Raw genomic sequence first — 12,984 nt, 5'->3', positions numbered from 1 at the left:
TCACAGCCCGGCGGCGGTGACCTGGTAGGCGGCTTCCATCAGCATCCAGCCGGACAGCTGCACCGACAGGTCGCGTTCCGGCACGACCGAGGCCGTCACGGAGCCGCCCGCCGTGAACTTGCCCGCACCGGCCGTGCCGCCGGGTAAGCGGGCGGGCTTGCTCCAGTCGTGGCCGAACAGCGGTTCACCCTCGACCTCGAGCCGGTTGGCCCAGGCCGCGGTGGCGGACGCCTTCACGATGGCCGCCGCGGTCCGCCGATCGGTCTCCTGCTGCTTGCCCTCGCCGGGCAGCATCAGTGCGACGACCGCAAGGTAGCGGGCCAGGATGCCGTTGAACAGGCCGCCGTCACCACCGCCGCCACCGGAGATCACCAGGCGGGTGGTCATGCGCTCCTCGACGGCGGCCAGCAGGCGGCCGACCCGCGCGATGTGCCGCTCGTCGTCGTCGATGTGCACGGCCAGCTCGGTCTCCAGACCGAGCACGACGCCCTGGCAGTAGCTGAACACCGGCCGCTCGATCTCGCCGGACGGCAGGTGGATGCCGTCGAGGATCAGGCCGGACTCGGGATCGCGCAGGGTGGCGTCGATCCAGTCGGCCATCTCCTGCGCGCGCTCGACCCGGCCCAGCCGCAGCAGCGCGATGCCCGCCGGGCCGTTGGCGGGCGCGTTGAAGAAGTCCGAGCGGACCCGCCACGGGATGCCGCCGCCGGTGTCCGGGTCCCAGGCGCCGTAGAGCTGCTGTTCGAGCGCGGCCAGGCCGCGCCGGGCCTCGGTCAGGTCCTGGGTGCGCTCGGCGCGTTCCAGCGCGATCGCGAGCCAGGCCATGTCGTCGTAGTAGCGGTTGGTCCAGCCGGTGATGTTGCGCATGCGGATGGCGCGGGCGATCGCGCCGATCCGCCTGCGCCGGGCGGGGGTGGGCACCCGGTTGGCGGCGTCGACCGCGATGTCGAGCAGGTGCGCCTGCCACCAGTAGTGCCAGCCGGCGAAGGCCCGTTCGCGTCGGGTGGCCGGCCAGCCGACGACACCCAATTCCGTTCCGGGACAACCCCACAACATGCGCAGGTGCCGCGAGATGATCGCGGACTCGGCCATGTCGGCGCGCTCGGACCACAGCGCCGGTGTCGGCACGGATCCGGCGCGATCAGTGGGCTGTGGGCGCCGGCCGCTGCGCGAGGTCATAGCACCATGGTGCCAGTTGCTGCCCGGTTTCCGCGCCCGTTCTGTTACCGATTCGAGGCTGATTCGATCACAACCGGGCCGATACACACATGGACACGGTCAGGAACCGACCGCTACCAGGCCAGCGACAGGTCGGCGTGTTGCCTGATCCAGGCGTGCATGGCGATCCCGGCGGCGACGCCGGCGTTGATGCTGCGCGTCGAACCGAACTGGGCGATCGAGACCGTCAGCGCCGCAGCGTCTTTCGCGTCATCGCTGACGCCGGGCCCTTCCTGGCCGAACAGCAGCAGGCAGTCGCGGGGCAGTTGCGCGGTCTCCAGCGGGACGGCGCCGGGCACATTGTCGACCGCGACGACGGTCAACCCCTCGGCCGCGGCGAATTCGCGCAGCTCGGCCAGGTCGCTGTGGTGCACGAGGTGCTGGTAGCGGTCGGTGACCATGGCGCCGCGCCGGTTCCACCGCCGCTTGCCGACGATGTGCACCGCGGCCGCGGCGAAGGCGTTGGCGGTGCGGACCACCGTGCCGATATTGGCGTCGTGCCCGAAGTTCTCGATGGCCACGTGGAAGGGGAAGCGACGCGCGTCGATGTCGGCGACGATCGCCTCGCGGGTCCAGTACCGGTAGGCGTCGACGACATTGCGCCGGTCGCCCTCGGCCAGCAGCACCGGGTCGTAGCGTTCGTCGGTGGGCGCCGGGGTGCCGTACTCCTGCTCCCACGGCCCGAGCCCGTGCGGATGCTCGCCCCATTCGGTCGGACCCGCGACCTCGACCTCGGGCGATGGCACTGACTCGTTCACCCGGAGAATGCTAGGTGGACCTCGGCTAGGCCGATGATTCGGCTGCCCCCACGAGGACGAACACCACCACACTCGCCACGGTGACGAGCAGCCCCACCGCGAGCACCGCCGTGCCGACGATCCCCATGATGTAACCGGCGTACGCCTGCGAACGACCGCCGACCCGGCCCTGCGACGCGTCGATCTCCCCGAGCACGGAGCGGCCCTTCGCCCACGCGAACGGCGCGAGGATGCCGCACAGCGCGAGGCCGAGGATGCCGAGGATCAGCGCCGTGGTCGCCTGCGGATGATCCGGCGGCGGCCCGTAGCCGGGATATCCCTGCGGCGGGGGCTGAGTGCTCATGCGCGAATCGTAATCCCGGACGCCCCGAAGCGGGCGGTGACGCGACCTATCCTGGAGGCGTAGGGCTCACGGGTGGTTGTCGGTATGGAGCACACGCGCATTGTTCAGGCGCTGACCTGCGTCGTCGCGATGTATCTGGTCGCGCTGGCGGTGTGGCTCGGCTGGCTCGCCCCGCATACGCCGCCGGGCACGATGCCCTATCAGGTCCTCATCATGGTCGGGTTGTTCGGCTCCTGCGCCGGTATCGCGATGGCGATCGCGTCCATGCCGACCAGGGCCGACCGCAAACTGCGCAGGCACGGGCTGGAGGGCTGGGCGCGCATCGACGGCATGCGCCCGCTGGCGCGCACCGATCATTCCAGTGAGCTCACCGAATTCGATGTCGAGCTGACCGTGCCGGGGTCGGCCACCTATCACGGGAAGATCGTGGTCGACGTGATGCCGGTCGACAAATCCCGGATGACGATCGGCCAGACCATCCCGATCCGCGTCGACCCGCTGAACAGAAATCGCATCATGCTTGTGCTGTAGCCCCCGGCGTCGGCAGGCCGACGATCGGTTTGCCGCGACGCAAGGTGCGTTGCCAGCGCTGGAAGTCGAAGACGGCGGGTTCGGTGCTGTCGATGAAGGCGCGGATCAGTTTCACGAAACGGTCCGGGTCGTAGTGGTGTGGGAAATGTCCAGCGCCGTCGAAGATCTCGAGCATCGAGCCGGGGAACGCGCGGTGGGCGCGTTCGGCGTGGCCGGAGGGGATGACGGTGTCGCGGGTGCCGCCGATGATGAGCGTCGGCAGGTGCGCGGCCAGGTAGCCGCGGTCGAGCATGGTGATGGACTGCCCGCGCCGGTCGGCGGCGGCGCGGATGGTGCGCAGGAACGCGTTGCGCGCGCCGGTGTCGGACAGCTGGCCGTAGAGGCGAAGCACGTAGTCGACGTCCGGGCCGAGACCGAGGCCACCGAGGCCGTTGACCACCGGGATCGCCGCGCGCACGACGGTGCGCACCGGCCAGCTGGTCACCGCCATCAGTCCGGGACCGGCGCCGGGCAGCGTGGCCAGCCGGAACGCCGGATGCACCCCAGCGCCCATGCCCGCCGGGCAGACCAGCGCCAGCCGCTCCACCTTCTCCGGGAACTGGTAGGCGAACTGCATCGCGACGCCGCCGCCGAGCGAATGCCCGACCACGGTCACCCGCTCGAAGCCGAGCACGCTGAGCAGGTCACGCATGCCGTTCGCGTAGGCGGCGACGGCGTAGTCGGCCCGGGGCTTGTCCGATTCGCCGTGGCCGAGAAGGTCGGGCGCGAGCACGGTGAAGTGCTCGGCGAGCGCGTCGAACACCGGCGCCCAGGTCCCCGAGCTGTCGGAGATGCCGTGGATGAGCAACAGCGGCGGCCCCGACCCCGCCATCCGGAACGCGCGGCGATAGCCGTGCACCTCGATGAACTGCACTTCCCCGGTCATCTTCGAAGCGTGCGCGGCCGGTGTTGCCGCCCGAGGACGCCCAGGTAAGCGCTGTGTGACAGGGAGTATCAGGCACCGCGCCGAGGCGTGCCCACCTCCGGATCGGTGAGCAGGTACTGCGCGGCCGCGTAGGTCGCCAGGATGACGCCTTCGCTGATCCGGCGGGTCCGGTCGTCACGCGCGAACAGGCGACGCAGCACGATCAGGCCGTCCGACACCGTGAACAACAGCGCGCCGACGCCCAGCCTGCTGCGCGGGTCGCCGTTCGGGATGTTCAGTCCGGCGACATTGCGCGCACCGGGGGCCAGGGCCGGATCGGAGGCCAGCGTCGCGGCGGTGCCGAGCGTGGCGCCGTAGGCGGTCAGCGGCACCGCGAGCACCGGGGCCTTGGCCCGCAGCAGCCCGGCCGCACCCGCCCACGCCACCAGCCGGGGCGCGGCGATCGCGGCACGCGGCCTGGCACCGCGCCGCCACCACAGCATCGAGTAGCCGGTCTGCATGACGGCGAACGAGGACGCGCCCGCGATCAGGCGCTTGTCGTCGTCGGGGTCGATCAGCAGCACGTCACCGACGGTGGCCGCGGCCAGCGAGCCGAGCAGGATGCGGCGTTCGGCCGGATCCAGCTCGACCCCGCTGGTGACGGTGTCGGCCGCCAGCAGAGGCATGAGCAGTGGCTTGGTCAGCCATTGCAGCCGTTCGCGACCGGTGACGGCACCGAAGACGGTGACCGCCGCCGCCGCGAGATATCCGGCTCGCAGCGGTCGCACGTCAGAAGCTCGTTTCCTTCGGGGCGGGCGGCAGGGTGACGACCTGGCCCGCGTAGCTCAGTCCGGCGCCGAACCCGAGCAGCAGCGCCAGCTGACCACCCTTCGCCTTGCCGGTGACCAGCATCTCCTCCATCGCCAGCGGGATCGAGGCGGCCGAGGTGTTGCCGGTGTTCTCGATGTCGTTGGCCATCGGGATGCCGTCGGCCAGGCCGAGGTTCTTCTTCATCAGCTCGTTGATCCGCGCGTTGGCCTGGTGCGGGATGAACACCTCGATGTCCTCCTTGGCCACGCCGGAGGCGTCCAGCGCCGCCGACAGCGCGCGCGGCAGCGTCACCGCGGCCCAGCGGAAGACCTTGGGGCCCTCCATGTGCAGCGACATCCGGCCGATCGGCTCGACCGCGGGGTCGGTGCCCTGCATGGCCTGGGCCTTGTTCATGTACGCGAGGAAGTCGACGTCCTGGGCGATGGCCTCGGCGTTCTCGCCGTCGCTGCCCCAGACCGTCGGCGAGATGCCGTTCTCCTCGGCCGGGCCGACGACCACGGCGCCCGCGCCGTCACCGAAGATCATCGCGGTGCCGCGGTCGGTCGGATCGAGGCCGACGGTCATCGTCTCGGCGCCGATCACCAGCACGTATTCGACCGAACCGGCCCGGATGAGGTCGGCGGCGACGCCGAGGCCGTATCCGAAGCCGCCACAACCGGAGGTGAGGTCGAAGGCCGCGACGCCGTTGAGACCGAGGTCGGAGGCCACCGAGGGTGCGCCGTGCGGGGTGAGCTTGAGCCAGCTCGAGGTGCACAGCAGCACCGCGCCGATCTTGTCGCGCTCGATCGGGGTGTTCTTCAGTGCGCGATCACCCGCGGCGACGGCGATCGACCGGATGGTCTCGTCGCCACTGATCCAGCGGCGGTTGTGGATACCGGTGCGCTCGAAGATCCACTCGGGCGTCGAGTCGAGCTGTTCGCACACTTCAGCATTGCTGACGATGCGCTGCGGTCGGTACGCACCGATCCCGAGCATCGCAACGTTGTCACGACTCTTGTTAACTGCAATGCTCACCACAGGTGACTCACACGTCCTTCAGACTTACCGGACGACCACATCGTCATCCAGGTTTGGCGTTGTTCAGGCTAACCCAGAGCAAGGTCATCGAGACCGAGGATGGACCGATACTCCAGTCCCTCCGCGGCGATGACCTGGTCAGCACCGGTTTCCCGGTCGACGACGGTGGCGACGCCGACCACGATCGCGCCCGCGTCGCGCAGCGCGCGAACCGCGGTCAGCGGCGAGTTGCCGGTGGTGGTGGTGTCCTCGACGACCAGCACCCGTTTGCCGACGATGTCGGGGCCCTCGATCTGGCGCTGCATGCCGTGCGCCTTGGCGGCCTTGCGGACGACGAACGCGTCGATCGGACGACCCGGCGCGTGCATGACCGCCATCGCGACCGGATCGGCGCCCATGGTGAGTCCACCGACGGCGTCGAAGTCCCAGTCGGCCACCAGCTCGCGCAGCAACGAACCGATCAGCGGGGCGGCCTGGTGGTGCAGCGTCGCGCGGCGCAGGTCGACGTAGTAGTCGGCCTCCTTGCCCGAGGACAGCGTCACCTTGCCGTGCACGACCGCGAGCTCGCGCACGAGCGCGGCCAGCTGGTCGCGATCCGCCTCGGTGAGCGCCTGACGTGCCTGGTCGATCATCGTTTGCGTGTCCTTTCGGTCATGAGCCGGGCCGGTGATAACGCTACGCGCTGCTTCTCGGCCCAGCGCTCATGCCCTAGGTCCGTCCGCGCGCGTTGAAGAGTCCGCGATTGAGGCGGGTCACCAGGGTGCGCGGGACGAACCCCGCCACCGCGGTGAGCACCTTGTACTGCACACCGGGCACGCTGATCACCTTGCCGGAATCCAGATCCTGCAGGCACCCGTCGACGACCTGGTCGACGTCGAGCCACAGGCGCTTCGGCAGCGAACCCATCTCGATGCCTGCGCGCTCGTGGAACTCGGTGTGCACGAACCCGGGGCACAGCGCCTGGACGCGGACACCGGTACCCGCCAATCCACCCGCCAACCCCTCCGAGAAGGATACGACGTAGGCCTTGGAGGCCGAGTAGGTCGACCCCCGGCCGGGGATCAGCCCGGCCACACTCGCCACGTTCACGATCGACCCGCTCGCCGCGGCGATCATCGCGGGCAGCGCGGCCCGGCTCAGCTGGAGCACCGAGGTGACGTTGACGTCGAGCTGGGCCTGCAACTCGGCGGGCTCGAGCGTCCAGAACTCTCCCGAATGCGCGAAACCCGCGTTGTTCACCAGGAATTCGAGGCCCTGTGCGGCGCGCTCGGCGACCCTGGCGCGGTCCTCGTCGTCGGCGAGGTCGGCGACGAGCACCTCGGCGGAGGTGGCGTAGCGGCGGCCGAGCTCGTCGGCGAGCGCGCGCAGCCGCTCCTCGTTCCTGGCGACGAGCACCAGGTCGTAGCCGAGGCTGGCGAGACGGTGGGCGAATCCCTGCCCGATCCCGGACGTCGGTCCGGTGATCATGGCGACGGGACGGTGCACGCCGGGTAGGCGCACGGGACTATCGGTCATCGCTGGTCGATTCCACTGGTCACTTCGGTACCGGACCCTGATACGGGCGGAACCCCGGATGGAACGGCCCGCCGGGCTGTCCCGATTCGGCGTCGTCGCCCTGCGGCAGCGGCGGTTCCACCCGCGGCCGCGGTTCGGGGACGACGGCCAGCGACGGGCGCTTGGGCGGCTCGCCGAGGGGACGACGGCCGGGCGCGGGCTGATCCTCGAAATCGGGATCGTCGAGGTCGGGGTCGTAGTCGTCGGCGGTGTAGGCGGGCCTGCCCGCCGGGCGACGGCCGTACTCGTAGTCGTCGGGCGCGGCGGCGGCCTGCGGTGCGGCGCCGCGCGAGCCGTAGCCCGGCTCGTCGCGGTAGCGATCGGCGTCGTCGTCGAGGTCGTCGTCCGGGCCGGGGAACCGGGCGCGGCCGTGGTCGGAGTAGTCCTCGGCGACCGGGCGGCCTGCCGCGAATTCGCTCGGCGACCGCTCGTCGTCGAAGTCGTTGTCCTCGTCGTAGGCCGGTCGCGGGGGCGCGGTCAGCGGCTGGTCGGCGTTGCTGCGCGGACGGGTGAATTCGCTCGGTTCGGCGACCGGCGGCAGCACGTGCAGCAGGCCCGACAGGCGCAGCACCGCGTCGATCGCGGTCTCCCAGTCCTTGGCGCCGCTGCCGACGGGCAGCATGCCGAGGGTCCAGTTGCCCTCGCTCCACAGCATCTGCACGGTGTCGGTGAGCGATTCGATGAAGCCGACCATCCGCTGGTCGACCGCGTGCCTGGCGATCTCGGGATCGGTCGCGAAGACGACGCGGTCACCGATCGCGCCGAGCAGTTCCAGATCGTGGTCCTTCGGCGGCGACGCGGTCTTGAGCCGCATGTCGACGTCGATCTCGGAGCCGATCTGCCTGCGCACGGCCACCAGGGTCGCCGCGTCCTCCAGGTCGAAGAGCACGAACTTCTCGCCCTTGCGGATGCCGGAGACCACGTCGACCGCGGAGAGGTAGCCGAGCTTGGCCAGTGCGCCACGACGCCACGTCGAGGCGAGCGCGGGCTCGACCGAGACGTAGGTATAGCCCTGGGACTTCGCCCAGACCTGGCGGGCGTGCCCGGTCCGCTGTCGCTGGACCCGATCGAAATACAGCAGTACGACCGCACCCACGAGTGCGATCGCCGCTAACCCGAACCACATAGCCGTCATCGTCGCCTAGCCTATCCAGCCGTCGCCGTGATCGCCCGGCAGTGCCGGGCTTTCGACGCGCGGGTCGCTCATCGGGGGCCGCTTGGTAACGCCGTACTGATGATGATCTTGGCGTGGATCGACCCGTCTGGGTTCTTGTCGCCCTGCACCATAACCATGTCGCCGACGGGCAGCTCGCTCGCCTTCGTGCTGGTCAGCGAGATCACCTGGGTGGCATCGTCGATCAGCACCCGGACCGTCGATCCGCCGAGGGTGCTCATGGTGATCTCGGTGCCGGTGTTGGCGGTGATGCTGCCCATCGTGGCACCGAGATCGTCGCCACCGCCGAGGCCGGGCAGCCCGGGCAGGCCGCTCGCGCTGGGCGGCACGACCGGAGTGGTCTGCCGGTTGGTCGGCGGCACCAGCACCTGGCTGGTCGTGGCCCCCGACGCGGTGGTGTCGTCATCGGACTTGTTGCCGCTCAGCACCAGGCCGGCGAGCACGCCGCCGACCGCGATCAGCGCGAGCACGCCGAGGCCGAGCGCGATCCACAGACCGGTGTGCCGCTTCGGCGGTTCGCCCTGGTCACCGTCCTGTGGCCGGGGCGGATAGCCCGGTGGCGGGGCGCCGGGGTAGCTCTGGCCGTAGCCGGGGGGCGGCTGGTGCGGTGGTGGTTGCGCTGCGGGATAACCACTTTCGTAGGCGCCCCACTGCGCGTCGTGCGGAGGTAGTGCCTGCGTCGGGTTCGACGGCTGCCCCCACTCGTCGAAGCCACCGCCGCCGTACGGCTTGGTCGAATCCATGCCCGGCGAACCCAACCGTTCGGTCGGCGAATCCTCCGGGCGTTGCCCCCACGGATCGTTCGGGTTCGTCATGAGCTCCAGCGTAGGTCAGCGCGGTGCGTTGGGAGGTCCCTACGCACCGCGCTGTGGATTATTCACGAGCTGTGGACAGCCTCGCGGCCGACGACCAGCTTGTCGGCGGCGTCGTCCACACTCACCCGCACCGTGTCGCCGTCGACGACCGCGCCGGAGAGCAGTTCCTTGGCCAGGCTGTCGCCGATGGCCTGCTGGATCAGCCTGCGCAACGGTCGCGCGCCGTAGGCCGGGTCGTAGCCGCGCACCGCCAGCCACTGCTTGGCCTCGTCGGTGACATCGAGGGTCAGCCGCCGCTGCGAGAGCCGCTTCTGCAGCTGCCGCAGATTGATGTCGACGATCGACTCCAGCTGCTTCGCGTCGAGCGCGTGGAACATCACGACGTCGTCGAGCCGGTTGAGGAACTCCGGCTTGAACGCCCGCCGCACCGCCTCCATCACGTGCTCCCGATCGCCGCCCGCACCCAGGTTGGAGGTGAGGATGAGGATCGTGTTGCGGAAGTCGACCGTGCGGCCCTGGCTGTCGGTCAGCCTGCCCTCGTCGAGGACCTGCAGCAGGATGTCGAAGACGTCGGGATGGGCCTTCTCGATCTCGTCGAACAGCACCACCGAGTACGGCCGCCTGCGCACCGCCTCGGTGAGCTGGCCGCCCTGGTCGTAGCCGACATAGCCGGGCGGGGCACCGACCAGGCGAGCCACCGAGTGCTTCTCGCTGTACTCGCTCATATCGATGCGGACCATGGCGCGTTCGTCGGCGAACAGGAAGTCGGCCAGCGACTTCGCCAGCTCGGTCTTGCCGACGCCGGTCGGCCCGACGAACAGGAACGACCCGGTCGGGCGGTTGGGATCGGCGACCCCGGCCCGTGCCCGGCGCACCGCGTCGGACACCGCCTGGACCGCTTCCTCCTGCCCGACGACGCGCCCGGCGACCTCGGTCTCCATCCGCAGCAGCTTGGCGGTCTCGCCCTCGAGCATCCGGCCGACCGGCACGCCCGTCCACGACGACACCACATCGGCGATGTCGTCGGGGGTGACCTCCTCGTTCAGCATCACGTCGCCGTCCGGCGCCGCGCCGCTGACCTGCTCGGCCGTGACGAGCTCCTTCTCCAGCGCGGGAATCCGGCCGTAGCGCAGCTCGGCGGCCTTGCCGAGGTCACCGTCGCGCTCGGCCCGCTCGGACTCCCCGCGCAGCGCCTCGAGCTGCTCCTTGAGCCCGCGCACCGAGTCGATCGCGTTCTTCTCGTTCTGCCAGCGCGTGGTGAGCTGGCTGAGCTTCTCGCGGTCGTCGGCGAGTTCGGAGCGCAGCTTCTCCAGCCGCTGCTTGGAGCCCTCGTCGGTCTCCTTCTCCAGCGCGACCTCCTCGATCTCGAGGCGGCGCACGGCCCGCTCCACCTCGTCGATCTCGACCGGGCGGGAGTCGATCTCCATGCGCAGCCGCGAGGCCGACTCGTCGATCAGGTCGATCGCCTTGTCGGGCAGGAACCGGGAGGTGATGTAGCGGTCCGACAGCGTCGCGGCCGCCACCAGCGCGGAATCGGTGATCCGCACGCCGTGGTGCACCTCGTAGCGCTCCTTGATGCCGCGCAGGATGCCGATGGTGTCGGCCACCGACGGCTCACCGACCATGACCTGCTGGAACCGGCGCTCGAGCGCCGCGTCCTTCTCGATGTACTTGCGGTACTCGTCGAGCGTGGTCGCGCCGACCAGGCGCAGTTCGCCGCGCGCGAGCAGCGGCTTGATCATGTTGCCCGCGTCCATCGCGGAGTCGCCGGTGCCGCCCGCGCCGACGATGGTGTGCAGCTCGTCGATGAAGGTGATGATCTCGCCCGCGCTGTTCTTGATGTCGTCGAGCACGGCCTTGAGCCGCTCCTCGAACTCACCGCGGTACTTCGCGCCCGCGACCATCGCGCCCAGGTCGAGCGAGACGACCTTCTTGTTGCGCAACGACTCCGGGACGTCGCCCTCGATGATCCGGCGCGCCAGACCCTCCACGATGGCGGTCTTGCCGACGCCCGGCTCACCGATGAGCACCGGGTTGTTCTTGGTGCGCCGCGAGAGCACCTGCACCACGCGGCGGATCTCGGTGTCGCGCCCGATCACCGGGTCGAGCTTGCCCGCGCGGGCGGCCTCGGTGAGGTCGGTGGAGTACTTCTCCAGGGCCTGGTAGCTGGCCTCCGGGTCGGGATTGGTGACCCGCGCGCTCCCGCGCACCGTGGTGAAGGCATCGCGCAGCGCCTCGGGGCTCGCGCCGTGCCTGCGCAGCAGCTTGGCCACCTCGGAGTCGCCGTCGGCGAGGCCGACCAGCAGGTTCTCGGTCGAGACGTACTCGTCGCCGAGTTCGGTGGCCAGGCGCTGCGCGGCGGCCAGGGCGGCCAGGGCCTCGCGGCCGAGCTGCGGGGTGGTGGTCGCGCCGGTCGCGCGCGGCAGCCGGTCGACGATGTCGCCCGCTTCGCGCTCGACGGTCGCCGGGTCGACACCGATGGCCTTCAGCAGCGGCGCGGCGATGCCATCGGTCTGATCCAGCAACGCCACCAGCAAGTGCGCCGGACGGATCTCCGGGTTGCCTGCCGCCGAAGCGGCCTGAAGGGCGGCGGTCAGCGCCGCCTGTGTCTTGGTGGTGGGATTGAACGAGTCCACAGATCTCCTCCGGGGTAGGTCAGGTATCGACTGGTTCAACGCTCACAAAGTTGAGTCTGTTCCACTCAACTTCAACTTTTTCCGGCGGACACCGAATCGATGTTCACGCTACGCCGCGACACCACCGAAGACGATCAATCACCGCACGTCGCAAGGCCGTCCGCCTAGGATTGCCGTGCCCGGACCACCCGAGGAAGAGGAGCCGACCGATGCGCGCGATCGTGGTTCAGAAGTTCGGTGCCACTCCCGAACTCGCCGATATGCCGGTGCCGGAGCCCGGGCGCGGGGAGGTGCAGGTCGCGCTGGACGCCGCCGGCGTCAACCCGTTCGACCTGAAGATGGCCGACGGCATCCTCGAGGGCAAGATGCCCACCGACTTCCCGATGATCCTCGGCGTCGACGGCGCGGGCACGATCTCGGCGGTCGGCGCGGGCGTGCGCTCGTTCGCGGTCGGTGACCGGGTGGTCGGCAAGTTCCTCACCGCCCCCGCCGGGCACGGCAGCTGGGCGCAGTACGCGACCCTGCCCGAGGACGCCACGCTGGTGCCCATCCCCGACGGCGTCACCTCGGTCGCGGCCGCGGCGCTCCCCGTCGCGGGCGTCACCGCACAGGACCTCGTCGACACCGCGCAGATCCGGCCAGGCCAGACGGTGCTGATCGTCGGCGCGACCGGCGGCGTCGGGTCCTTCCTGGTCCAGCTCGCCAATATCGCGGGCGCGCACGTCATCGCCACCGCCCGCGGCGACGCCACCGACCAGGTCGCCCGCCTCGGCGCCGCGGAAACCATCGACTACACCCAGATCCGCCCCGCCGACCCGAACGTGGTCGACCCCGACCCCGCCACGAAACGCGACTCCAGCATCACCGGCGCCGTCCGCTTCACCCACCCCGACGGCATCGACGTCCTCTTCGACCTGGTCAGCAGCCCCGCCGACTTCGCCACCCACGCCACCCTCGTCCGCCACGGCGGCCGCGCCTACTCCACCACCTGGGCCGCCGACGAGAACGCCCTGCGCGAACACGACATCACCGGCGGCAACTTCGAATCCAAGGGCCGCGGACCGGAACTCAGCCGCCTGCTCGCCCGCGTCGCCTCGGGCGACGTGGTCGTCCCCATCGAAGCGACCGTCCCCTTGGAAGCCGCCCCCGCCGTCCTCGGCGCAGGCCGCGCCCGCGGAAAAACCGTCCTGGCCATCTGATCCG

Annotated in this window: 13 protein-coding genes; 2 read left to right on the top strand and 11 right to left on the bottom strand. The window is 70.3% G+C overall.

The genetic code is table 11. The features are described from left to right. The 3 genes from ACFVW6_RS02025 to ACFVW6_RS02015 all read right to left on the bottom strand — a co-directional run bounded on the left by ACFVW6_RS02025 (position 1) and on the right by ACFVW6_RS02015 (position 2,319). Positions 1–1,092: a glycoside hydrolase family 76 protein gene (locus ACFVW6_RS02025; RefSeq protein WP_378825620.1), complete on the bottom strand. Its 1,092-nt coding sequence runs from the start codon at positions 1,090–1,092 to the stop codon at positions 1–3. Positions 1,093–1,292: 200 nt separating this feature from the next. After that, entirely contained in the window at positions 1,293–1,976 is a 684-nt protein-coding gene (locus ACFVW6_RS02020) for a TrmH family RNA methyltransferase (RefSeq protein WP_378824149.1), read from the bottom strand. A 25-nt stretch (positions 1,977–2,001) separates the two neighbouring features. Next, a complete protein-coding gene (locus tag ACFVW6_RS02015) occupies positions 2,002–2,319 on the bottom strand; it encodes a DUF4190 domain-containing protein (RefSeq protein WP_378824151.1) in 318 nt (105 codons plus the stop codon). A gap of 84 nt (positions 2,320–2,403) precedes the next feature. Between ACFVW6_RS02015 and ACFVW6_RS02010 the strand changes: the two genes are divergently transcribed. After that, complete coding sequence (locus ACFVW6_RS02010; RefSeq protein WP_355274744.1) at positions 2,404–2,850, top strand: hypothetical protein; 447 nt, start codon at positions 2,404–2,406, stop codon at positions 2,848–2,850. Here ACFVW6_RS02010 and ACFVW6_RS02005 read toward each other — a convergent pair. From ACFVW6_RS02005 to clpB, 8 genes are all read right to left on the bottom strand, one after another. Next, positions 2,834–3,775: an alpha/beta fold hydrolase gene (locus ACFVW6_RS02005; RefSeq protein ID WP_378824152.1), complete on the bottom strand. Its 942-nt coding sequence runs from the start codon at positions 3,773–3,775 to the stop codon at positions 2,834–2,836. The two genes, ACFVW6_RS02010 and ACFVW6_RS02005, sit on opposite strands and share 17 nt — an antisense overlap. 68 nt (positions 3,776–3,843) lie before the next feature. Continuing rightward, positions 3,844–4,542 carry a lysoplasmalogenase gene (locus ACFVW6_RS02000; protein ID WP_355274750.1) on the bottom strand — a complete coding sequence of 233 codons (699 nt, stop codon included), beginning with the start codon at positions 4,540–4,542 and terminating at the stop codon, positions 3,844–3,846. Position 4,543: 1 nt separating this feature from the next. Next, positions 4,544–5,602 carry a beta-ketoacyl-ACP synthase 3 gene (locus ACFVW6_RS01995; protein ID WP_355274753.1) on the bottom strand — a complete coding sequence of 353 codons (1,059 nt, stop codon included), beginning with the start codon at positions 5,600–5,602 and terminating at the stop codon, positions 4,544–4,546. Between the two features lie 68 nt (positions 5,603–5,670). Beyond that, positions 5,671–6,234 carry an orotate phosphoribosyltransferase gene (gene pyrE / locus ACFVW6_RS01990; RefSeq protein ID WP_019049751.1) on the bottom strand — a complete coding sequence of 188 codons (564 nt, stop codon included), beginning with the start codon at positions 6,232–6,234 and terminating at the stop codon, positions 5,671–5,673. 76 nt (positions 6,235–6,310) lie between these two features. Beyond that, a complete protein-coding gene (locus tag ACFVW6_RS01985) occupies positions 6,311–7,117 on the bottom strand; it encodes an SDR family NAD(P)-dependent oxidoreductase (RefSeq protein ID WP_355274757.1) in 807 nt (268 codons plus the stop codon). A gap of 19 nt (positions 7,118–7,136) precedes the next feature. Then, complete coding sequence (locus tag ACFVW6_RS01980; RefSeq protein ID WP_378824153.1) at positions 7,137–8,252, bottom strand: hypothetical protein; 1,116 nt, start codon at positions 8,250–8,252, stop codon at positions 7,137–7,139. 107 nt (positions 8,253–8,359) lie between these two features. Then, a complete protein-coding gene (locus ACFVW6_RS01975) occupies positions 8,360–9,145 on the bottom strand; it encodes a DUF5666 domain-containing protein (RefSeq protein ID WP_357342219.1) in 786 nt (261 codons plus the stop codon). A 62-nt stretch (positions 9,146–9,207) separates the two neighbouring features. After that, the gene (gene clpB, locus ACFVW6_RS01970) at positions 9,208–11,781 is read right to left on the bottom strand and encodes an ATP-dependent chaperone ClpB (protein WP_378824154.1); all 2,574 of its coding nucleotides are present in this window, start codon (positions 11,779–11,781) and stop codon (positions 9,208–9,210) included. Between the two features lie 209 nt (positions 11,782–11,990). Between clpB and ACFVW6_RS01965 the strand changes: the two genes are divergently transcribed. Next, positions 11,991–12,980: an NADP-dependent oxidoreductase gene (locus tag ACFVW6_RS01965; RefSeq protein WP_378824155.1), complete on the top strand. Its 990-nt coding sequence runs from the start codon at positions 11,991–11,993 to the stop codon at positions 12,978–12,980. The last annotated feature ends 4 nt before the right edge of the window (positions 12,981–12,984 follow it).

The organism is Nocardia sp. NPDC058244, from assembly GCF_042882065.1.
GTDB lineage: Bacteria > Actinomycetota > Actinomycetes > Mycobacteriales > Mycobacteriaceae > Nocardia.
This window is presented reverse-complemented; position numbering and strand designations above follow the sequence as displayed.

Coding starts and splice junctions, on each gene's coding strand:
- ACFVW6_RS01985 (WP_355274757.1), bottom strand. CDS start 7,117: ATGACCGATAGTCCCGTGCGCCTACCCGGCGTGCACCGTCCCGTCGCC.
- ACFVW6_RS02025 (WP_378825620.1), bottom strand. CDS start 1,092: ATGGCCGAGTCCGCGATCATCTCGCGGCACCTGCGCATGTTGTGGGGT.
- ACFVW6_RS01965 (WP_378824155.1), top strand. CDS start 11,991: ATGCGCGCGATCGTGGTTCAGAAGTTCGGTGCCACTCCCGAACTCGCC.
- ACFVW6_RS02005 (WP_378824152.1), bottom strand. CDS start 3,775: ATGACCGGGGAAGTGCAGTTCATCGAGGTGCACGGCTATCGCCGCGCG.
- ACFVW6_RS01975 (WP_357342219.1), bottom strand. CDS start 9,145: ATGACGAACCCGAACGATCCGTGGGGGCAACGCCCGGAGGATTCGCCG.
- ACFVW6_RS02010 (WP_355274744.1), top strand. CDS start 2,404: ATGGAGCACACGCGCATTGTTCAGGCGCTGACCTGCGTCGTCGCGATG.
- ACFVW6_RS02015 (WP_378824151.1), bottom strand. CDS start 2,319: ATGAGCACTCAGCCCCCGCCGCAGGGATATCCCGGCTACGGGCCGCCG.
- pyrE (WP_019049751.1), bottom strand. CDS start 6,234: ATGATCGACCAGGCACGTCAGGCGCTCACCGAGGCGGATCGCGACCAG.